Below are 22682 nucleotides of genomic sequence, written 5' to 3' on the forward strand. Positions count from 1 at the left end.
GACCAAGTTGCTTCAGGGAAAGCCATCCTGTTGTACATCAAGTCAGTATGCTTGGCGGTTGCAGAAGACTTTTTTGCGGGTTTCCTCTGACTTGGGCATTTGTTTTCATCGCCCTCCGCCTGACTGCGAAAAGTGACGTGGCCGTAAGGATTTGAACTGTTTGTTAGGGTGTTTGATTGGGGGAAGAGCGACCCATTGAAGCCCCTGTACAGAAGCAGAAAGGCGGTGTTTCGCCGATTATGTGCCGCAGTCGGTATATGAGCGAATCACAACCTGTGGTATTGCTGGGATGATTTTAAATTTTGCCGTGGAGCATTGCCATGGGTCGTCTTTACAATCCCCTTGGGGCACGCATCCTTTTTTGCCTAACGATATTTTCATTTAGTTTCATTCCTTTATGGGCCTTTGCCCAGGATCGGAACATTGCAGAACCGATCGCGTGTGAAAACGTCCACGACATCGTTAATGAAACTGAAAATGAAAATCGGTTCTCCCGTACGTTGTGTGCGGACATCGTGGCGATGGACCAGATGCTGGTTTACAACCGGTTTGGGAGCTTCAATCCTTACGGCATGATCTATGCGCTGCGGCGGGATGTGATCAGTGCGGCCGAACCCGTCCGGGCGCTGAGCGCGGATCAATGCGATGAAAGCCTTGGCATCGAAAGTCATGGCACCGATCTGGCCCCCGGCAAGCTGCGCCTGCGCGACTGCAAACGACCGCGTCCGCTGACGCTGCGCACCAATGTCGGGGATATCCTTCATGTGCGGCTCACGAACCTCCTGCGCGAAAAGCCGCCCGGCTATTCCGAGACCTTCTGCAAGACGCGCGCGGATGAGTCCGGAATGCCCTTCGGCTCGGATTTACACAGCCTGCGTGCCGCCGTGTCGGAGGGCACCGCGTCCCAGGTTCAGCACGGCGAGGTGTCCTGCCGCCCAGCCAATGGATCGCCACAAGCAGATATCGACGGCAACTGGCCACTGACCCGAGGCGCCAACATGGCTGTTCAAGGGCTGAGCACCTTTGGACTTCGGAATGGTCGCATGATCGAAGCACATGATGCCTGCAAGGGGCTGGCCGCGATCCCACCTGGTACCGGCATCGACTGCTATTACATGATCGAACGGGAAGGTCCGTTTTTCATGGCCAGCACTGGCGCGCCGTCGGGCGGGCAGGGGGATGGTGGCAGTCTCGTTCACGGGCTTTTCGGAGCGGTGATGGCAGAACCGGCCCAATCGCGCTGGTATCGCAGCCAGGTTTCGCAGGCGGCGTTTCGCACAGTCTGGCGTGCGGCCGATAATGGCGTCCGGCATGCCGTCCGCGCGGGCGACATCGACGATGCCGGCCGGTACGAGGCAGTTGCCCGGGATCCGGTTTCGGGAAAGTCGCTGCCGCTTTTGAACATGCTGGCGCGGGTGGATCGCGTCGACGACGCGCTGCGCGAGGAGCAGCCCAATCTTTATTTCGGAGAGGGCGTGTTTGACATCGTGCATGCCGATCTCAACGCCATCGTGCACCGCAACGACCGCGAGGTGGGCACGCCGCTCACGTTCCGCGAATTCTCGGTGTTCTTCCATGACGAACTGAAGACTTTTTATCCCCGCAATTTCGAAGAGCTGGGTGCCTTCGGTGCCGGACAGCTCGCCGGGGTCCGGGATGGGTTCGCGATCAATTATGGGGCCAGTGGCATGGGCGACATGCTAATCGCCAACCGCAAGGGCATCGGCCCAACCGCGAATTGCCAGGAATGTCTTTACGAGGAATTCTTTCTGACCTCATGGGCCAATGGCGACCCGTCCTTGCTCGAGCACTACAGCGACGATCCGTCGAATGTGCACCATTCCTATCTGAACGACGCGGTTGTGTTCCGGAACTTCCACGCGGGGCCCAAGGAAACCCATGTCTTCCATCTGCATGCCCATCAATGGTTCGCTGGCAATGACGGCAATCGCGGGTCCTATCTCGACAGTCAGACTGTAGCTCCGCAGCAGGGATTTTCCTACGACATCTATGGCGGCGGGCTCGAGGTCTACCATCGCGGTCTGCCGGGTGAGGAGGGCTGGTACGAGACCCTTGGCTCGGGCAACCGCAACAGGACCGTTGGAGACTCTATCTTCCACTGTCACCTCTACCCGCACTTCGCCCAAGGCATGTGGGAGCTCTGGCGCGTGCATGACGTGCTGGAAGACGGTTCCCGCAAACTGCCGGATGGCCAGTGGGAACCGGTTCTGTCGTTGGCCGAGATGGGAGACAAGATCAAGGCGCGCAAGCGGCCCGGATCTGTCGATCAGGAAACAGGGCGCTGGATTGCGCCGGGTGCGGGGCTGAGCGCGCAGAATGTCGGTACACCGGTGCCCGCACTGGTTCCGCTGCCTGGGCAGGCCTGGCCCGTCCTGCCCAGCTACCCCGAAGACGTGGCGACACTCGACGAGGAGGGCGCTGTGACCGCGGAACCCGTTGACGAGATTGCGACCTTTGCGGGTTATCCGTTCTACATCGCAGGACAGCCCGGCCATCGCCCGCCACAGGCGCCGATGGACATCGCCCGTGCACTCGACGGGGATCAGGTCACCGGCGAATATCTCGACGGTGGCATGCCGCGCCATGTTGTGACGGATGACAGCAGCCGTGCCCTTCCGTTCAAACTGCCGCAACAGGTTGCTGATGACTTGGCAAAGGACCCCGGAACACCGGATCTGGCTTCGGCCCTGTCCAGCCCGTCGACGACTGCACGCGAGGCGCTGCAATCGCAGGTTCTCGCAACGGCCCTTGCCCTTGGCGACATGAGCATGAAGCTCAAGGCGCTGACCATTGACCTGCTGGAATATGATGGCGAACCCATCGAACGCGCCGCTATGGCGTTTCACCACGATGGCATTCTTCCCGGCGGCACAGCGCTTTCGGTGCTTGCACCGGACGGCGGTGGATCAAGCTTCCAGGCCATTGGTGGCGGTTACCAGACGCAGGGCGGTGCCAACCTCTTCACCGTGAATGGAGCGCCCGCCAAGCCCGGCGCGCCCTTTGCCGATCCCTGTGGCGCACCTTCCGCTTTTGGTCAAATTGTCCGCGAGGATGCCGACAGCTACAGCTTTGTCTCGGGTGGAACACAGTTCGAGATCCTTACAGTCGCTGGCGGCCAACCTCTAGTGGGTGGGCTGCCCGCAGGGGATGCGGAGGTGTCGAACTGGGTGGAACATCAGCGCACCGATAGTGCGCATTTCCCCAATGGTCCGCCCCGGCTGTACTACCTTGATGGTGGTGCGGCGCAGGAGATCCAGCGTGGCGCACACGTTCTGGAAGGCGACCCATTCCTCAAGGGCCTGAGCAACACGCAATTCACGCCGGACCCCGCGGTTGTCGGTTACCGGCGCTATGAAGGGTCGGCGGTTCAGGTAGATCTCATCACCAACCGCGCGGGCTGGCATGATCCGCAGGCCCGGATCAATGTTCTGACCAACGCCACCGGCGATTACGACGGATCGGACGGCTACAAGGAAGGCGGCGGGCGCATTTCGCCCAAGGTGACTGCCAGCGAAGAGCCGTTCTTCTTTCGCGCGCTGTCGGGAGAATGCATCGAATTCCGCCACACCAACGAATTGCCCAAGGAACTGGAACTGGATGATTTCCAGGTCAAGACCCCGACCGACACCATCGGTCAGCACATCCACCTCGTGAAATTCGATGTGACCGCATCGGACGGGTCAGGCAATGGCTTCAACTACGAGGACGGCACATTTGCACCGGGCGAAATCGCGGCACGCATCTGTGCGGCCAAGAACACCAGCTCGGCCAGCCTTGTCAGCTTCACGCGGAGCCCGGGCGAACTGCTCATGCGGGAATATTCCGACGGCGACAAAGGCGACCTTTGCGCCTTCGACACAGAGACCGAGTTGTGGAAGGTCAGCGAGGCCTATGATCACAAGATCTGGACCTTCGCTCTGTCCAAGCATCGCGAGCTGTTCCAGACCACGACGCAGCGCTGGTTTGCGGACCCGATCCTGTCAGACACCCGCGCGCCCGACGACAGCGGCGGAGTGGGCAAAGCTGACCGGACCCTGCGGACCGTCTTCAGCCATGACCATTTCGGCCCGTCCTCGATCCAACAGCACGGCTTCTACACCGCGCTCGTGATCGAGCCGCAATCGGCGCAGATCTGTGATCCTGATGACGGCACCTGCACTTCGCCGCGCACGGATCGTGACCTGGTGCTGGCCAGCCCGGATGACGTGGGCGCGCGCAAGGTCATCGTCGATTTGATGCCGGTCGATACCGACGAGCTCTCCTATCGCGAATTCGCGCTCTCCATTGCGGATTTCGCGGTGCTTTACGATCCGCGCAACAACGTGCCGGTGGATGCGGTCGAAAAGGCGCTGCTGGGCGGAGATACCGTGGCGATGAAGGGTATGCTGACGCTTGCCTGTGAGGCGCGCTATGGCGCCGAAGCGGCGCGGCTTGAAAAGGCCGGGAACCCGGCTACTGATGTCGACACCCAGTTGCAGCGCATGGCGGATATCTGCGGTTCGGCACTGACCAAGGACAGTGGCGGATGGAAGATGTTGTTCCCCGGACTGTCGCCTGTGCATGGCGAACCGGGCGATCTGCCGCCTGCATGGCTGTCTGCCGGCCGACCGGGCGATCCGGCGCACCAGTCGGGGCTTGCGCCTGCGCTGCTGGACGAAATCACCATCGAACATCACGGCACGCGTATGTCGGCTCCGGATTTCCTGCAGACATATCTCACGGAATATCGTGCCAAGGCGGCAGGCCATCTGCCAGGACCACGGGCGCTTTTGGCAAGCCCAGTTTCGCCCCCGGCGCGGCCCGAAAGCATCTCGGTCGACCATCACGATCCCTATCTGGTGAACTACAGGGGCGAACCTTTCCCGTTGCGGCTGGGAGAGGATTCCAGCGCCGGATCGTCCTGTGGTCTGACCACGAGAGTAGAGGATTGGGTGACCCCGCTGCTCACCGGTGTGACTGACCGCTGCGAGATCAGTCGACAGAAAACCGGCGATGCGGGCGATCCGGCCAACGTAATGCTGTCTTTGCTGCACAAGGATCCAGCCACGCCGATCTTCCACGCGCTGGACAATGACCCGCTGCAATTCCGCCTGATACAGGGTGCGCAGGAGGTCCAACACACCTTCACCGTCGAGGGGATGACCTGGCCGCGCAACATCGACCAGATGTTCCCCAGTGCGACCAGCGAACGCGACGCGATCACGCCGCTCGATACGCTCGTGCGGACCTGTGAAACTTGGCAGGGTGTAGGCAGCAGCGTGCGTATGGCACGGGCAGGCCGACCGGATGAATACCGCACATGGGCGGCAAGTGGGGCCTCGGCATGGCCTCCGGGATCGTCCGAGCGGGCCTTCTGGGAGGACATGGAAGCGCAACTGGCCCAGTGTTTCAACGCGGACGGGCGCATCGCAGCGCAAGAGATCGGGATTTCGGAGCACTTCGAATTCCGTGCGGCGTTCCTATACGACAATAACTTTGGGGGACTGGGCGAAAAGGTCCGCAACAACCGGTTTGCACCGGGGCGCATCACGACCGTTCAAAGCCTGCTCGACCTATTGCTGGAACGGCGCGAGATCCTTGTTCTGCGCACCGCTGTGTCGGACACACCGTATCATTTCGGATCGCAGGACGCGCTTTGGAATGGGGCATGGGGCCTGATCCGTGTCGCGGCGGAGAACCGCAAATACTTTGCCTATGTGGCCCTTCTAGAAGAGATCGACCGGACCATCGCGCAGGTCGAACCGCTTGTGCGCGAAAACCCAGATGCCGCTCCACCTCGCGACCTGCTCAATGGCGCGACGCGGTTGCTGCGTGCACCACTCGATACGATCCTCGACCGGGTGCCGGAGCTTTCCATCGATCCGCAGATCCGGGCCTTGCCCCGCACGCTTGGCGTGCCGGAGCAGCAACAGCAGGAGCCCCTGCAGGAACCGGCACAACGGATCCTGCCGCTCGAACGCTTCGAGCAGGAGGCGCAGCGCAGCATCCAGGCCCTGCCGGATCTGCGACAGGACCGCATCCTCAAGCGTTTTCAATTGGATCTCCCCGATCGCAGTCTTCCGAACCTGCGCCCAAGTCTGAACCAATTGGACCGCTTCGTGCGCGGCAAGACCGATGTACCCGACTATCAGCCGGTGGCCGAATGTCCTGCAAATGCGCCGAATGTCTATACCGCCATCGTTGCCATCGAAAGTCGCACCGTCTTTCCTCGGCAACCGCAAACGCGTTATTCCGAAACCCTCGTCGATCCTGATGGGCTGTTCTTTGCGCTGGTCGATCCACGTGTTCTGATCCGTCCCGAAGACCCAAAGAGCGTGTCCGATCTGGACATTGAGGATCGGACCAATTGGGATGCGATACCGCTGTCGCGAGTGGTCGCAGCCGTCCGGCAGTTCTACGACAAGCCCGAGCCTCTGGTGCTGAACGTGAATGCCGGAGATTGCGTGTTTGTCACGCTTCTGAATGCCCTGCGCTATCAGGACGGGCGGATCGCCGGGCTGGCCGATGGTACGGGTGATGCCAAGATGCCGGGCATCACGTCGCTCAATACCGAACGCCCATGGGAGGGCCTATCCGAACCGGATGATGCAGCTCATCACATGCTGACCAATGCGGACCGGACCAAGGATGTCGTGCCGTCTGCGCGCCTCTCAGTCACGCTTCCACTGCCTGTCCTGACCAAGCAAAGCAGCTACGGACGTCCTTACGGGCGCAACCCGATCTGGGCGCTGAGCGGCATTCCTGCTGACCAGCGCGATCCGACGCTGTCGATCAGGGATCTGTCCAATCGGCTGGACGCACCGCGCGTGGCCGAGATTGAACAGTTCCAGTTCTATGCCGGTCTGGCCTTCGCGGACTACCGCTACGCCGTGCCGACACCTCTGGTGGCCGATCTCTCGACACCCACGGGACCCGTGGCACCGATCCAACCGGCCAGCTTCATAGAGGATTTGGGTCGGCGGATCGCCATTCCCGCCGGCATTACAAACCTGCCCTTAATGGTGACCCCGGGTGCGCCCGATGTCATGCTGGGCGACACATTGCTGCAACTGCGCGATCAGCGCACCGACAGCGTCGACCGTATGCGCCGGTCGCTCCAGCCGTCTGGGAACGCACCGCCTGCCGACCTAGTCCCGGTGCTTCCGGGTGCGCAGGGCGGGCTGACTAGAGTGCTGCGCGACTTGGACCGGGTGCCTCAGATCGCAATACCGCAAGGTGGAACAATCCGTGTGCCGACCCGCGATCCCGTAACCCTACCGGACCGGGCTGCGAACAATATCGTCATTCCCGGAGACCCTGTGGACTCTGCCAATGGAACCCTTCTTGATCGAGTGGACTCGATGCGCACGCCAGCGCAGAACCGTGATCTTGCGGGCATATTGAGCGATTTCAATCAAAGCCTCGACATGGCGATCGGTGGGCAGGACAGCCTCGCGATCCTTCGCAAGCAATTGCAGACGCATTTCGTGCCCTACGCTTTCGGCGCGCTGCCGCTCAAGTCCTTTGGCGACGTGATCGGTCATCCCACGCATGGATTGATCGGCGCGATCACCTTGGTGCCTCAGAACGCGGCGATTTCGGATGCGCGTGGCCGCAAGGTCCGCTTCGACACCTGCGAGAACCGGCTTGTTGCACCAGGACTGACGATCAAGCCCGAGCTGCGCCTATTCGATCTTGGCCCGGTACAGGCACAGCGCTGGCAGGAACTGGGTAATCTTCCGAACCGGACAATCCGCCTGCTGTGCGAAAGCTATGTCGTCGTGCCGCCAACCGGCGCGCGAGCAAATTGGTCTCCGATGTGGACCTCCTCGCTGAGTGCTAAGGGGCCGGACGGAGAAGGTGAGCACAGGATCCGCCAGTTCACCCTGTTCTGGCAGGATGGATTGGGGCAACGCGACCGGAACACCGCCGACATATGGGAACTCGGACCCTCGAACGAGCGCCTCGTCAAGGACTGCGCGATCTGCGACGACAGCTATGACTTTGGCGACAAAGGCGTCAGCTATCTGAGCGAGCCGTTCCATGTCCGGTTGCGGGACACCAACCCGTCGCCCATCGAAAGCCATTTCAACCTAAACGAAAAGGATTTCGGAACTGCGTTCTGGCGCCTGTCACCGAACGAGCTTCCGCCGCGCTCCAAGGCCCCGATGCCGGTGCTGCGTGCTACAGCAGGCGAGGAGGTGGTCGTCCATGTCGTTCATCCCGGCGGCCGGGCGCGGCAGCGCGCCTTTGCCACAATCGCCCAGGATTACAGCGATCTCTTCCCCGGCTTCGGTTTCCCGCGCGCCGCACTTCTGGCACCGGGCAAGGCGATCACGGCGTCGCTGACCAAGACGGTGGAACCGGGATGCTATCTGTGGTTCGACGGGCCCTTGCACCTGCGCGCGGGCGGCGTCTGGGGCCTTCTCGACGTGCTGACACAGGCACAGGCCCGTGATCCGGAGGCGACGGCATGCGGACCGCGGCGCTGATCGCGGCCTGCCTTGCCGCACTCGCGGGAGGGGAGAGTCGGGCACAGGCCAGCTTATTGGCCGAGCTGTCGCTGCATGATCCTGTAACTGGCGCGGTCACGGTTGCGGATGATGGCGAGCCGGTTCGCCTTCGGGTACGCCTGACCGATCCGGTCACGGGGCTGCCCCCTCGGGGCGTGGAGCTTCTGGGATGGGTGCGCGCTGTCGCGCCGGACAATCCAGGATGCGAACGCGCCGCGCAGAACTACCGCGCAACCCGTCGCACGCCGGTTGGATCGGTCGATCTGAACGGTATCCTTCTGGCAACCTTCAATCGTGACGCAACTCTGAGCGTGATTGACCCCAAGCTGAACCTCTATTCGTCGAACATGGTCGCCGCGCACCGGCTTGATATGGAACCCGGCGCGGTTGCTGTCAGCCCTAGACAGATGAGCGCCTATGTCGCCGATCCTGGAACCGGCACCATCGCCAAAGCGCGTCTGACCGGGCCGGATCGCACGATCTTGGCCGAGGGTCTTGGCGGCATTGCGTCGATGGTTGCGGTCAGCAGCGGTGATCTCTGGATCGGAGATGATGCCGGTCGGCTTGCGCGTCTGGGACCGGATGGGCGCACGATCGACGAAATCATCGTTGGGGCAGGGCGGTTGGTGGTCCAGACACCGCTCGACAACGAAAATGACCGTGTCGCGGCGTATGTGCCTGAAGGAGCGGCCCTGCTGCTCGACGGTGTGACCGGTCACCCGGTTCTGAGCACCGCATTTTCCGCTCCGATCACGGATGTGACAATTGTGGGCGAAGACGGCTTGCTGGCGGTGCTGAAAAACAGCCCCGTGGCTGAAATGCGCTATGCTGACGCGCCAGATGCCCCGATCGCGATCCCGCTGGGCACATCCTTTGAACGTATCGCAACCGGACCCGATGCCCGTATCGCGCTTGCATTCACTCCGGGGGACAGCATTGTGGCGCTCATCGACCTTGCACTGGGCCGCGTCGTGCAGTCGCTGGAATTGACCGGGGCGACGATCAGCGAAGTGACCTTCACCGACAACGCAGCTTTCATCCTTAGCCATGACGGCGGCTTTTTGGGCGCGGTAGATCTGGCCACGGTGGCGCTTGGCAAACCGGCAATCCTGCGCAAGATCGACCTCGGCGCAAAAACCGAACGTCCCGGCACAGGCGACGGGTTGCTTGTCCCTCTCTTCCCGTCACCGCAGGTGATCGCGGTCGAACCGCGCTTCCAGACCGGTTGGCTGGTGGGCGAGGTTGCCTCGACCGTTGAGATGCCGCCGATGGACTCGATCCGTCTGCGCGGAGGCGTGCCGCAATCCGTGCATGTCGTCGATCGCAGTTTCCAGGAGATTGAGACCGGTGTCTTCGAGACCGTCTGGGCGTTCGATGCCGGTGAGCGGGAACTGATCCTGACCACCTATAGCGGCCAGTTGTCGACCTGCGTGCCGTTCCACGTGCGGGGCGAGGTGGAGCAGCTTGCGCTGATACCGGTTCGGTTGACGCCGCAAACCACGACGGCCCCGGTGGCGGGGCAGCCCTTTGATCTTGCGTTTCATGTGACGGGGCAGGACGAAACGGCGCTGCCGGTATCCGGTCTGACCCTTGTCATGCCAAGCATGATGTCGGGCTGGGTCGGAGAGGCGGTGGCGACGGCGGATGACGCAGGCGTGCTGCGGGCGCGGGTGACGTTTCCACATGAAGGCCCGTTTGTCGTTCAGCCCGTGGACCTGCCGGCCGGTCTGGCACTGCGCTCGGCTCTGATCCTCCAAGCCGGTTCTGAAAGGAAAGACCAATGATTTGTTTTGTAATGCTGCCGCTTCTGGGAGCAATTGCGTCGGCTGCTCTGGCGAGTGACGTGTCGCGCGGAGCCTTCGCGGTCGAGCATCTGACGGTGCCGCGTGTGACGCTGATCGACCAATATGCACAGGAACAGCTCTTTCATGGCCCGCTGACCGAGGGACAGGTGCTGGTGATCAACTTCAACTACACCACCTGCGAGTTGATCTGCCCGATCGGCAATGATGTCATGGCCGAACTCGACGGCATGCTGCCCGCAGAAGCGCCCGTGCGACTGATGTCGATCACCATCGACCCCGGTCGGGATACCCCCGCGCAGATGCGCAAGGCGGCAGATACGTTTGGTGCCAGTGAGCGCTGGGCCTGGCTGACTGGCAGCCCTGGTGAGGTGTCGCGGCTGCTGGCGGCCTTCGATGCGGATTATGCAAATATCGTTCTGCATGAACCCGTCTTTCTTGTCGGTGACCTGGATACCCACCAATTTTACCGCTCGCAGTCCATGCCTTCGCCTGAGGAACTGGCAGGGCTGGTAGGAACGCTGATCCGGTGAACGCAGGCGCCGCGTTGCTGATACTGCTCCTCGCCGCTCCGATGGTTGTGGCGGACGAGGGGCATGATTTGTTCACAGGGCAATCCGTTGCGGTGTCCGATCAAGGCGCTGAACGGAAACTCGCGCGCTTTCCTTGCCACACTTGCCATGGGCGAGACGGCCTTGGAGGGATTGAAGGAGATGTGCCGCCTATCGACTGGCGATTTCTGTCGCGCGCTGCCGCTGTTCGTCCAGCCTATACGTTCGAGCTTTTCCATCGCGCCGTGACAGAAGGGCGTGACGCCGATGGCCGAGAGCTCAGCCGCCTGATGCCACGCTATGCGCTTTCGAAAGAGGAAACCGCAGGGTTGGCCAACTACCTCGACCGGTTACACGATTTGCAACGGCAGGGTGTGGCATCTGACGAGCTCCGTATCGGGGTCGCGGTCTTGCCTGGCGTGGATGCCATGTCAGACACCTATCGCACCACCTTGGCCAAGTCGCTGGAGGCCCGATTGGGCGGCGATCACGTCTATGGTCGCCGGATCACTCTGGTGCCGGTCGATCCTACAAGCGGTGATGCAGACATTCTTGCCCTGCTCGGCTTGCCGGTTGCGGCAGCACCTGCATTTGTCAGCCGAGGCGTTCCGATTCTTGCACCGATCGGCGCGCTAGATGGCGACGAGGACAGCAGTATTTTGCGAGGCATTACGCCCAGCCGTGAGGCACTACACGCGGCCTTGGCAGCGAGCGTCGCCAAAGCCGGAACTGGCACTGTGGCCATCCTTGCCTCGGATGCAGAGGAACGTCAAGCGATGGAACTTGCGATGTCACTGGCCGCGCCTGAGAGACCCGTCGTGTCGGACTTCGGTGCTGCTGAAGACATCATCGCTTTGCCTGGAACAGACCTCAAGGTCGCGTCTGACTGGCCCGGGCGGATCTGGATCACTTGGCAGTCTGTGGCCCGCCACAATTTGCTGCCGAAAGATGCAAACGTCATGGTCGCGATCGAAACTCCCCGGATCATCGACGCGGCAGTCGCTGCTCAGGTACACCCGCTGATCATTCATGCACAGCAAGCGGGGATCATGCTGGCCGAGGCTCTCAAGGCGGCGGGGCGCGATGTGACCCGTGCGAACCTGTTGCAGGCTCTGGCTGATACAGTGCTGGACGATATCGGCCTTGACTACACACAGGAGCCGCTCACGGGCACTGACCATATCGCTCTGATCGAGCTGCGCTAGGTGTTCGATTTCAGGGTTTGATGGTGTGATCCTTTCGAAGGAATGAAAGGATGCCCTATGGGACAAGTTCGTCACGGAAGCGCCACGACCACGTACGCCGTCAGAGCAGCTATACAGCGATCGCAAGCTTCGCTCGCGACGTTGAGCCGGGAGCTCGGGATCAATCCCAAAACGGTTGCGAAGTGGCGCAAACGACAGACGGTTGATGATCTGAAGACCGGCCCAAAGGAGCCACGTTCGACGGTCCTCACGGAGGCCGAGGAGGCGGCCATCGTCGCGTTTCGGCGCCACACGATGCTGCCGCTTGATGATTGCCTCTATGCCCTTCGGTCGTCTATCCCGCACCTGACAAGGTCAGCACTGCACCGCTGTCTACAGCGACATGGCATCTCGCGCCTGCCAGACGTCGAGGGCGACAAGCCAAAGCGGTCGAAGTTCAAACGCTACCGCATCGGCTTCTTTCACATCGACATTGCCGAGGTGCAGACTGCTGAATGAAAGCTGTTCCTGTTCGTCGGCATCGACCGCACGAGCAAGTTTGCTGTGACCCAGCTTGTCGAGAATGCGGACAGAAAGACGGCTTGGGAGTTTCTGCAATACATGCTCGAAGCCGTACCGTATCAGGTCCACACCATTCTAACCGACAACGTCCTATGCGCGGAATGATTGGCTGATTTGGCATCAGGTCATTGTCATGCTGAAGCGTTCCAGCACGTTTGAATGTGTGTCAGTTCGGCATTTTGGTCAACAACGTGTCTCTCCCATAACAAACACAGAGTACGCGCATGGCGGCTCTCACCGTCCTTAAGACGAGATCTTCGGGTCGTTGAGCAGAAGGCCTGAACATTATCTACGAGGTCGAATGCTCGCCTCTACGGCCCTTACAGAGAAAGGTCCTTCTGCCGTCGATCATCCCTCAAAGAAGGGACGATAGGGTTCGCCACGTTTGATGATCCCGTGTACGGTGCGGGCCATTTTGGCGGCGATTGCGGTATACGCCTTGCGGCGCAAATGTGTGTTTTGCCGATCCTTGGCGATGTAGCGCTCGAACTTGTCGCGGAAGCTGTTGGTCTTTTGCATGATGGCGACCTGACCAGCCATCCAGAGAGTGCGGCGCAATCTGGCATTGCCGTACTTGGACAGCTTGGTCTGACCTCGGAATGTACCGGACTGGATCGTCGCGAGGTCCATCCCGCAGAACTTTAAGAATTGGCGGTGATGCTGAAAGCGGCGCAGATCGCCAGCCTCAGCCAGGATGGTCAGCGCATTGATCGGCCCGATCCCCGGGATGGATGTCAGCAGTTGATAGTCGTCGTTGGTCTTGAGCAATTCGACGGCGCGGTCCTCGATCTCGTTACGTTGAGCAATCAGACTGCGCCCTTCAACCAGGACCAAACGAAACATCCTGGCTGCATCTGAGTCCGGTGCAATAGGCAAGCCCACAGATGATTTGGCTGTCTGATAAATATCTGCAAGCAAACGCTCTTTTGAGACTTTGCGACCAACAACTTCCCAGGCGTCGGCAATGAAAGCCTCTTGGCTCAGGGCCGAGATAAAATGCGGTGAAGGATAGCGTTCGAGGAAGGCGAAAAACCAATCACTGCGTGAACTGCGATGAAAGCGTTCTGCTTCGGGCCAATACAGCGGCAAATAATGAGTTAACACCCGGTGCCAAAGTTCCGTCTTAGAACGCGAGACAATTTCGTGCGTCTTGGATAGTTCTTGAAGGTCATTCGTGCCGCAGATGATGGGGTCATGGTAGAACTGCTCGTTCCCAATCTGCATCATGTGCAGGATGACTTGCGCGTCCTTCGGATCGTTCTTGTCCCAGCTGTTGTTCAAGGCCTCACGGGTGCGTGCCAACGCCACTGAAGAAACCAACTTTACCTCGAACCCGGCGTTCCCGAGCCGGTAAGCCAGGGCGCGATGGTAATTGCCTGTGGCCTCAAAAGCCGCGCGAACAGGACGGTCGTACTCTGAGAGTGTGGCGATCAGTCGAACAAAGTCATCGAGCTGGTTCAGAACGGTCAGGCGGCGACGGCGCTTCTTACCCGGAATCGAGATCAAAACTTCATGCCGGGCTTTGGCGATATCAATCGCCACCAAAACAGGCTCGGTTTGTGCAATAGTGGTATCGGTCATAGTCGGTCTCCCTTGCGGTGTGGTTTGTGCAAAACCACTGTAGGGACCTGAGACCCGGCTATGATCACTTGGCTCGCGCTGTTTGTAGGCTGCGCAGGCAATCATAGCCTCGACATCAACATCATTCCGAAGGTGTTATGGCATTCAGTTCGCCGAGCAGCCACGGAACCGGAACACCATCTATTCCCGACCGATGTGCTTCGACATAATCTGTTCAAAGACGAGATTGAAGTCGGACCCGCCCAATTACCGCCGAAAGCCTGTCTTTGTACGGGGTAGGGTGGCGGCACGTCTCTCGTGTGCGTATGGTGTGCACTGAGGGCCTGTCCGAAATACTGGCGGCCCGAAAGGAGATCGCTGAATGCCCTGGAACGCAGCCACCGAGGCCGCACGGTTATCCTTTGCCCCTATGATGGATGGTGGCGATTTCGGTTGTATTTCAATCAGTTGAAAGGCATCGTGTGCAGCACATGTTCATCTTTTGATCGCGTTACTTCGCACACTGGGCTACTAAAGGCAGATAATGCCTCCGAGAAGAACCAAGCTATGATGTGGAGCGCATTTGGGTAAGGTACTGCAAGACCTTGGTTCGAAACCTTGCTCGATATGCGTGATGTCCCAAGTCGGAGCGGCACAGCTTGGATGGTGGAGCACGGCCAAACCCACATCTCGGGTCAGGCCGCATCCCATTATCCTTCGGCTCGTTTGCGACCTGTGATCATGGATCTTGCCAAATTCTCGCCGTGGGTCCGGCTGGCACAGATCACGCCGACGAGATGCAGAAGGATCAAGAGCAGGGTTGCATTGGCGGCAAACTCGTGGATTTCCGCGAATGCTTCACCGCCTTCGCCATGTTCGCCGCGTTCATATGCGTCCTCCTCTTCCGCCATCCAGGCGGGCAGGGACTGTGCCGTGACGATCCCGGCCAGCGGGCCCTGGCCTTCCTCAACCGCGAGAGTGGCCATGCCCGAAAGCGCTGTCAGAGCCAGCGCAAAGAGCAGGGCGACGGTCATCCCGCCACCAGCGGGGCTGTGCCCGACATGGCGCTCCGCGCGGCCCGTCGCCAAGTCGCGCAGGTAGCTCAGAACGCGGGCGGGTCCGGTAACGAAGTCTGAGAACCGCGCGCGGCGGGGGCCGACAAAGCCCCAGAGAAAGCGGATCGCCACCGTCACCGCGACGGCATAGCCCGCAAAACTATGGAGCCATTGCGGCTCTCCCTCTGTCAGGTAGGCGGTGGCGAAACCCGCCACCAGCACCCAGTGGCCGATCCGGATCAGGGGGTCCCAGACCCGGATCATGGCTGTATCGCAGGCGTCTGCCATCAGTCGTCGTCCCGATCATAGCCGTCGTCGTCATTCGGGTCGCGACGATCGTCGTCATCGTCTTCACGATAGGGCAGAACGGCGCCGGTTGCCGGATCGAGATAGGCTTCGACCTTCATGCCGTTGCTGTCGATCATCTCGACATCGTAACGACCGCGTTCGAGCTCGATCTCGAGGACGGAATAGCCCTGATCTTCGAGCATGGTGGCGATTTGCGCGACGCTCATGCGTTGCGGGTCCTGCACCTGCGCGGTCTGTTGTTGCGCGTTTGCCCCGAGGGCGAACATGCCGACGGCGGTGGCCAGGGCTGCGGTGAAAAAAATGGTCCGTTTCATGATGTGTCTCCTTTTGCGAGGGCAGCCGACACGGCCGCCGATGACCTCTTGTGCCCCGACTCGCCTGACGGGCGGCTGACCCGGATTGTCAGCTTGCTGTCAGCTTGCCCGGGGTAGAGACTGGACCCATGAAACGCCTTGTCTTCATTCTTGCCCTGCCGCTGATCGCAACACCCGTCTTGGCGGACCGCGACGATCACGACCGTGCGCGCCGCGCGCTCGCGGCCGGAGAGATCTTGCCGCTGTCGGATATCCTCGCCGCGGCCACGGAACTGCGTCCCGGTCGGGTGATCGAGATCGACCTCGAGCGCGATGATGGGAGATGGGTCTACGAGTTGGAACTCGTGACCCCGCAAGGTCGGCTTTACGAAATGGAAATTGACGCGGCCTCCGGCGAGGTGCTCGAAGTCGAGCATGAAGAGGACGACGACTGACATGCGCGCGCTCGCCGTCGAAGACGATCCCCGTATCGCGGCCGATCTGCAGGCCGCGCTGACGGCGGCGGGATTTCATGTTGAGCTGACGGGCGACGGTGAAGACGCGTGGTTTCTGGGGGATACCGAAGACTATGATCTCGTGGTGCTCGACCTCGGGTTGCCCGCGCTCGATGGGCTTGCCGTGCTCAAGCGGTGGCGCGCGAATGGCCGGGCCATGCCTGTGCTGATCCTGACCGCACGCGGCACTTGGCAGGAACGGGTCGAGGGGATAGAGGCGGGCGCCGACGATTACCTGCCCAAACCTTTCCGGATGGAGGAACTGATCGCCCGGGCACGTGCGCTAGTCCGCCGGGCCGGTGGCCATGCTGCGGCGCTACAGGAGGCGGGTGAGCTGAGCCTCGATACCAACCGGATGGGGGTCGCCATGCGCGGTGTTCCCATTCAGGTTACGGCGCTGGAATACCGTTTGCTGGCCTATCTCATGCAACACAGGGACCGGCCGGTGCCGCCGACCGAGTTGTTGGAGCATCTCTACGGGGACGACGATGCGCGTGAGGCGAACGCGCTGGAAGCGGTCATCGCGCGGCTTCGCCGCAAGCTCGGACCCGGCGTGATCGGCACGCGGCGCGGCTTCGGTTACTTCCTGGAGGCGGCATGAGCCTTCGCCTACGCCTGGCGCTCGCGGGGGCGGTTGCGATCCTCGTGGCGCTCAGCCTCGCGGCGCTCGGACTTGCCCAGCTTTTCGCCACACATGTCGAACGCCGGGCTGTCGCCGAGATGAGCGTCCAACTCGATCAGGTCCTGTCCGGGCTGGAACGGGGGCCGAGCGGTCTTGAACTGGCCCGTCCTCCGGCCGATCCGCGATTTTTGCAACCTTACGGGGGGCTTTACTGGCAGATCGAAGAAGGCGGCGACATTCAACGCTCGCGTTCGCTCTGGGACACGGCGCTGGACCTGCCCATCGACACTCTGGGCGACGGGGCCGTGCATGTGCATCGTCTTCCCGGACCAGGTGGCGCAGAGCTTCTTGTTCTGGAGCGCTCCAGCACATTGCCAGTACGCCTGGGCGGGAGCGCGGTCCGTGCGGCGGTCGGCATGAGTGCGGCTGAACTCACTTCGGCACAGCGTGATTTCATGGCCGATCTCGCCCCCTATCTGGGCCTTCTGGCGCTAACGCTGATCGCGGCAGGCTGGGTGCAGCTTTCGGTCGGGCTGCGTCCGTTGCGGGATCTCGGAGCTCGGATCACCGCCTTGCGGACCGGCAGGGCTGCGCGGATGGGTGAGGACTGGCCGCTCGAGCTGCGCCCCGTGGCCGCAGAGATCGACGACCTTCTGACCGAACGTGAGGCCGAAACCGAACGCGCCCGCGCCCGGGCAGCAGATTTGGCACATGGCCTGAAGACTCCCCTTCAGGCGCTAATGGGCGAGGCCACGCGCCTTCGGGGCGAGGGTGCGACGGATCGGGCTGACGGAATCGAGGTCACTGCCCGGGCGATGCAACGCACGGTCGAACGCGAACTGGCCCGTGCCCGGACAGCGGCCCGAGCCGTTGATGCGCGCGCCGATCCGGCGCTTGTCGCCGACCGCCTGATCGAGGTTCTGCGGCGCACACCCGATGGAGCGGAGCTTGAGTGGAGGCAAGACATACCACACAGGATGTCTGTCGCTCTGCACGAGGCCGATCTCGCCGAGGCCATGGGCGCGCTCATGGAGAACGCCGCGCGCCATGCGCGGCGCAAGGTCGTCCTCTCGGCGCAAGAAGATGGAGATTACCTGCATCTCAGCATCCAGGACGATGGTCCTGGTATCCCGGAAGAGAGGCGCGCCGAGCTTTCGCGTCGCCATGCTCGGGCGGATGAAGCCGGAACCGGCCTTGGCCTGGCTATTGCATCGGACATTGCCGAGGCCGCAGGCGGCAGGTTGGTGCTCGGCGCCGAGGGACCGGGCTTGAACGCAACCCTTGCCCTTCCGCGTCGGTAAGACAGGCCACGCAAGCCCGTACTTCGAAGCGTCCGGAATTTGAACACGCCGGAGCTTCGTGCTTGGTTGATCGGAGTTGGAAGCCGACGTTTCACACCTAGTGCATGATCAATTCAAACGAACTTGTCAGCGACTTGCGTCGATGCACCGATTATCGGCAAGAGGCCTTCAGCCGTGATACAACCCTTTTTCGCACCAACTCGCCAAGTGTGCCGAATATCAAGCCAATAAGCGGGTTGCCGAAGACCGTGCCGAGGGCAGTCACCGCGATGACCGGTCGGCACGAGGGCATCGCGTCGATGAGGCGGCGGCTTGCGGCAAGTTCCACTGCGGCCACCAGCAGAAGCGCTCCCAATGTGGCCGAGGGTATCGAGGCGAGCGCGATCTGTCTCAGGTGATCGGGCAAGAGTGCTATGATTAACAGCGCTGCACCCAGCATTATCGGTGCGGCACCCGTCCTGGCCCCGAAGCGGTAATGCGCCGCGACGCCGCCGGCTCCGTGGCACATGGGGAGAGCTCCAAACGGGGCGAGAAACATGTTGGCAGCACCGGATGTCAGGCACAACCTGCGGGGCGTCACGCGCTCGGCGCGCTGGCCGAAACTGTCCTGAGCGAGCAGAGCGGTCAGGAACACCGCATTCGTCAGCGTGAGCGCCAGTTGAGGCAGCGCAAGTTCCGTCACTGCGGTTCGGAGGTCCGTGAGGGTCGGCAAACCCGCCGGCCGGACCGACACTCCGGGTAGAACGAGGCCGGATGCGCCTGACGGATCGAACAATGCGCCGAGCGTTATCCCGCTCAGGATCGTGGCCAGTGCTGCATGGGCGCCGAAGCGTAGGAAGGCAACGGCGACTCCCAGCGACACAAGGCCGATACCAACCTGGTCCTTCATGAGATTGACGGCAATCCAGCCCAGGGCCAGCCCTAAACCCAACTGCAACCCGGAGAGGACCGACTGCGGCACGAGACGCGCGATCCTGTCGATCAACCCGCTGGCGCCGAGTGCGAGGAGTGTGAGGCCAATCAGCACTCCGCTCAGTGCAATGGCACCAGGTGTGACCTCGCTGACCAGCGCCACCGCCGCGATTGCCTTCATCGGCTGGACTGGGATTGGAAGGCGGTAGATCAGGCCGGTTGCGATGTAGAAGAGACCGAAAGACAGCAGGACATTCGATGCGGGAAGTCCGACGAGCGCAATCGCTCCGATCATCAGTGGCAAAAGCGTCCCAATGTCGCCGAGCGCGCCATTTGCTTCCCGAAGATCGAAGCGAAAGCTTTGGGTTTCCGGATCGTTCGCCGCCGTCACTTAATAATCCCAGCCACATTGATTTTCTCATCCGTGATCATACTGTAAGCCGCAAACGATAAACATTGGAGTAGCGAGACATGAAACTCAGCGCGCGCAACAAACTGGCCGGGACCGTAACCGCGATCGACAAAGGCGCCGTCAATTCCACCGTGCAGATCGACCTTGGCGGCGGAACGATGGTGACCGCGATGATCACCAATGCCTCGGTCGAGGATCTGGGGCTTGAGGTCGGCAAAACGGCCTACGCCATCGTGAAAGCATCGGACGTCATCGTCGGCGCAGACTGACGCCCAAGCGACGGAAGGCAGACCCTGCGGCCTGATCCTGTCGTCTCGACGGTGACCGGGATGCCGTAGACGTCACTCAGATTTTCTCCAGTCAGGACCTCGCTGGCGGACCCTTCCGCGCGCGTGCGGCCGTCCTTCATAAGCAAGACGCGCGCGTCCAGAGCGAAGGCCTGATCCGGGTCGTGGGTCGACAGGATGACGCCATGCCCGGCCTCGGAAGCATTCCGCACGAGAGTTGTGATCTGCGCCAACACCTGAGCCTGATTACCGAAGTCGAGGCTGGCGGTGGGTTCGTCCATTACGATCAGTGGGGCTTCCTGTGCCAGCGCCCGCGCGATCAGGACGAGTTGCCGCTGCCCGCCCGAAAGACGCGAATAGTCCCGGTGTGCAAGGTCGCCGATCCCCAATTGTCGCATGGCGGTCAGAGCGGTTTCACGGTCTCGCTGTCCAGGCTGGCCGAAGGTGCCCAGACGGGCTGTCCGCCCCATCAGAACCACTTCCAGCGCCTCGAACGGGAAGGGCGGAGCATGGGCCTGCGGGACGTAGGCGATTTGCTTTGCGATTTCCGAGCGGCGTTGTGCCGTGATCGGTTTGCCGCCGAGCAGAACCTGGCCGGAAAGCGCGGGCAAAAGGCCAAGCAGGGTGCGGAACAGCGTGGTCTTTCCGCAGCCATTCGGGCCCAGCAGGCACAGGATGTCCCCGGTCTTCACGGCAAGCGACAGACCCGAACCGATCTCGGTCGCGCCATAACCAATGGCCAGTTCACGGGCGTCCAGCATCACGACCACCCGCGGCGCCCGCGCGCCAGCAGCCAGACGAAGAACGGCGCGCCGATGACGGCGGTCAGGATGCCAAGCGGCACCTCGACCTGTGCGATGGTGCGCGCAAGCGTGTCGACGATCAGCAGATAGCCTGCACCGATCAGCACCGAAACCGGCAAAAGCCGCCCGAAACCGGGGCCTACCAGCATCCGGGCGATGTGCGGGATAACGAGGCCAACCCAGCCGACGACACCTGCCAGCGCCGTGACGCTCGCGGTGATCAGGGTCGCCGCCGCGATGACGAGAAACCGTGTTCGGCCGACCTCGATCCCAAGCGCGCGCGCCTCTTCGTCGCCGAGGCTCAGGACATTGATCCGCCAGCGCAGAAGCGCCAGCGGAACAAGGCCGATAAGGACCATCGGCAGGGCGGGCAGGATGTCTTCGGTCGTGATCGCGGCGAGCGACCCCAGAAGCCAGAAGGTGATCGCGGGCAACTGGTCGTAGGGGTCGGCCATGACCTTGAGAAGCGACGTCGCCGCCCCTGCCAGCGCCCCGATCACGACACCGATCAGGACCAGCGTCAGGGTGCGATCGGTGTTGCGGACCATCGACGCGACGAGTGTCACGAACCCCACCGCCGCCATGCCACCGACGAAGGCCGAGGCCTGGATCGCCGCGACGGGGAGCGACAGGAAGATTCCGGCTACCGCGCCAAGACCAGCACCGGCCGAGACACCGAGGATGTCTGGCGAGACGAGCGGGTTTCGAAAGAGGGCCTGATAGCTTGCACCTGCCGCAGCGAGGGCGGCCCCGACCAGAAGCGCGGCAGCGACGCGCGGCACACGGATGTTCCAGACGACTATCGAGGCCTTAGCGTCGCCTTGCCCGAGCAGCGCCATCACGGTCTGCCCTGGCGACAGCGCAAACGGCCCGATCATCACCGCGCCAAAGGCCAGCGCCGCGAGACTCAGCGCCAACCCGCCCGTCAGCGACAGGACTGGCCGCCCGGAATTTACATCGGCGGTCGTCCCTCGGCCCATTCGAGCAGCCTTTCAAGTTTTTCGTCACTCAGATCGACATGATAATAGAGCTTGTAGAACGCGCGGGTATCTTCGCGCAGATCACCCTGCCATGCGTCAGGATAAAGTAACCCCGCCATCCAGATCAGTCCCATCATCCGGTTGAGCGAGGGCGGCCGGTCGATCCAGCCGAAGGGGGCCGTGGGCGACAGGTAAACCCGACCGTCGCGCACCGCGTCGATTCCCTGCCAGAGCGGATCCGCGAACACTTTGTCGTAGAAGATCGGGTCCCACGTCACGATAGTGTCGGGGTTGGCCACGATCACCTGCTCCATCGAGGCCTGCACTAGTCCGCGAGTGGCACCCCCATCATCCGCGACGTTGCGGCCGCCTGCACGTTCAATAATCTCCGTGTTGATCGAACCCTTCATGCCCGTCTCCAGCCCCTCCGGTCCACGGGCGAGGTAGACACGCGGCCGGTATTCCTCCGGCACGTCGTCGAGTATGGCGTCGATCCGCGCGAAGGTCGCTTCGACATCCGCCGCCAGTTCCTCCCCCCGCTCTGGCACGCCGAGCGCGTCTCCCAGCAACCGAAGTGCTTCGGGCGTATTCTCGAACCGCCCGTCGATCAGGATGTAAGGAATGCCGGTCTGGTCCTGCACGCGGTTGGCGAGATCCACATAAGTGTCCCGGACCGAGCCGAAGTCGATGATGAGGTCGGGCTGGATTTCCAGAACGCGCTCGAGGTTCGCCTCACCACCGCGCCCGGTCAGACGCCCGGTTTCCGGAATGTCCCGATAGGGTGCGGCGATGTAGTCGCGTTCCTCGGGGCGTAGCGCGCGGGGCCAACCTGTGAGCGCCTCCGGCTTCATGATGTAGACGAGGATCGAGGCCGGAGGCCCCGCCGCGAAGACGGTGTTCACCTCGTCGGGGATCTCGACGACGCGCCCGGCGCTGTCGGTGATTTCGCGCGCTTGAACAGGCAACGCCAAGATGGCGAGTAGCACCATGAGAAGTCGCAT

At 61.8% G+C, this 22682-nt stretch carries 14 protein-coding genes and 2 pseudogenes; 9 read left to right on the forward strand and 7 right to left on the reverse strand.

Annotated elements, in window-relative coordinates:
* The first annotated feature begins 521 nt into the window (after window positions 1-521).
* The 5 genes and pseudogenes from ACMVPR_RS02715 to ACMVPR_RS02735 all read left to right on the forward strand — a co-directional run.
* Entirely contained in the window at window positions 522-8492 is a 7971-nt protein-coding gene (locus tag ACMVPR_RS02715; RefSeq protein WP_416881602.1) for a hypothetical protein, read from the forward strand.
* Window positions 8474-10297, forward strand: coding sequence for a hypothetical protein (locus tag ACMVPR_RS02720; protein WP_416881603.1), 1824 nt, complete (start codon window positions 8474-8476; stop codon window positions 10295-10297). Before ACMVPR_RS02715 ends, ACMVPR_RS02720 begins: the two co-directional genes overlap by 19 nt.
* Window positions 10294-10848, forward strand: a complete 555-nt coding sequence (locus ACMVPR_RS02725) for an SCO family protein (protein ID WP_416881604.1) — start codon at window positions 10294-10296, stop codon at window positions 10846-10848. The genes ACMVPR_RS02720 and ACMVPR_RS02725 overlap by 4 nt, the downstream gene beginning before the upstream one ends.
* 14 nt (window positions 10849-10862) lie before the next feature.
* A complete protein-coding gene (locus ACMVPR_RS02730; protein WP_416881605.1) occupies window positions 10863-12071 on the forward strand; it encodes a hypothetical protein in 1209 nt (402 codons plus the stop codon).
* 57 nt (window positions 12072-12128) lie between these two features.
* Window positions 12129-12719 (forward strand): annotated as a pseudogene (locus ACMVPR_RS02735) (IS481 family transposase); the annotation flags it as partial.
* A 202-nt stretch (window positions 12720-12921) separates the two neighbouring features.
* Here ACMVPR_RS02735 and ACMVPR_RS02740 read toward each other — a convergent pair.
* The 3 genes and pseudogenes from ACMVPR_RS02740 to ACMVPR_RS02750 all read right to left on the reverse strand — a co-directional run bounded on the left by ACMVPR_RS02740 (window position 12922) and on the right by ACMVPR_RS02750 (window position 15870).
* Window positions 12922-14213, reverse strand: a pseudogene (locus tag ACMVPR_RS02740) (IS110 family transposase).
* Window positions 14214-14902: 689 nt separating this feature from the next.
* Window positions 14903-15535 carry a cytochrome b/b6 domain-containing protein gene (locus ACMVPR_RS02745; protein ID WP_416881606.1) on the reverse strand — a complete coding sequence of 211 codons (633 nt, stop codon included), beginning with the start codon at window positions 15533-15535 and terminating at the stop codon, window positions 14903-14905.
* Window positions 15535-15870 (reverse strand): PepSY domain-containing protein, encoded by a 336-nt coding sequence (locus ACMVPR_RS02750; protein WP_416881607.1) that lies wholly within the window; start codon window positions 15868-15870, stop codon window positions 15535-15537. The genes ACMVPR_RS02745 and ACMVPR_RS02750 overlap by 1 nt, the downstream gene beginning before the upstream one ends.
* A gap of 128 nt (window positions 15871-15998) precedes the next feature.
* Here ACMVPR_RS02750 and ACMVPR_RS02755 point away from each other — a divergent pair, with 128 nt between their 5' ends.
* Genes ACMVPR_RS02755 through ACMVPR_RS02765 form a run of 3 tightly spaced genes read left to right on the forward strand, consistent with a single transcriptional unit; the run spans window position 15999 to window position 18287 of the window.
* Window positions 15999-16304 carry a PepSY domain-containing protein gene (locus tag ACMVPR_RS02755; protein ID WP_416881608.1) on the forward strand — a complete coding sequence of 102 codons (306 nt, stop codon included), beginning with the start codon at window positions 15999-16001 and terminating at the stop codon, window positions 16302-16304.
* A gap of 1 nt (window position 16305) precedes the next feature.
* Complete coding sequence (locus tag ACMVPR_RS02760) at window positions 16306-16965, forward strand: response regulator transcription factor (RefSeq protein WP_416884606.1); 660 nt, start codon at window positions 16306-16308, stop codon at window positions 16963-16965.
* Window positions 16962-18287: a sensor histidine kinase gene (locus ACMVPR_RS02765; RefSeq protein ID WP_416881609.1), complete on the forward strand. Its 1326-nt coding sequence runs from the start codon at window positions 16962-16964 to the stop codon at window positions 18285-18287. Before ACMVPR_RS02760 ends, ACMVPR_RS02765 begins: the two co-directional genes overlap by 4 nt.
* A 151-nt stretch (window positions 18288-18438) precedes the next feature.
* On the opposite strand, the gene ACMVPR_RS02770 is transcribed toward ACMVPR_RS02765, so the two are convergent.
* A complete protein-coding gene (locus tag ACMVPR_RS02770; protein ID WP_416881610.1) occupies window positions 18439-19590 on the reverse strand; it encodes a putative sulfate/molybdate transporter in 1152 nt (383 codons plus the stop codon).
* A gap of 80 nt (window positions 19591-19670) precedes the next feature.
* Here ACMVPR_RS02770 and ACMVPR_RS02775 point away from each other — a divergent pair, with 80 nt between their 5' ends.
* Window positions 19671-19880, forward strand: coding sequence for a TOBE domain-containing protein (locus tag ACMVPR_RS02775; RefSeq protein WP_416881611.1), 210 nt, complete (start codon window positions 19671-19673; stop codon window positions 19878-19880).
* Here ACMVPR_RS02775 and ACMVPR_RS02780 read toward each other — a convergent pair.
* The 3 genes from ACMVPR_RS02780 to ACMVPR_RS02790 are packed head-to-tail and all read right to left on the reverse strand — an operon-like array spanning window position 19835 to window position 22682.
* Window positions 19835-20659 (reverse strand): ABC transporter ATP-binding protein, encoded by an 825-nt coding sequence (locus tag ACMVPR_RS02780; protein ID WP_416881612.1) that lies wholly within the window; start codon window positions 20657-20659, stop codon window positions 19835-19837. The genes ACMVPR_RS02775 and ACMVPR_RS02780 overlap by 46 nt on opposite strands.
* A complete protein-coding gene (locus ACMVPR_RS02785; protein ID WP_416881613.1) occupies window positions 20659-21681 on the reverse strand; it encodes a FecCD family ABC transporter permease in 1023 nt (340 codons plus the stop codon). The genes ACMVPR_RS02780 and ACMVPR_RS02785 overlap by 1 nt, the downstream gene beginning before the upstream one ends.
* Window positions 21654-22682: an iron ABC transporter substrate-binding protein gene (locus ACMVPR_RS02790; protein WP_416881614.1), complete on the reverse strand. Its 1029-nt coding sequence runs from the start codon at window positions 22680-22682 to the stop codon at window positions 21654-21656. Before ACMVPR_RS02790 ends, ACMVPR_RS02785 begins: the two co-directional genes overlap by 28 nt.

It is taken from the genome of Marivita sp. (assembly GCF_048006345.1).
Taxonomy (GTDB): Bacteria; Pseudomonadota; Alphaproteobacteria; order Rhodobacterales; family Rhodobacteraceae; genus Marivita.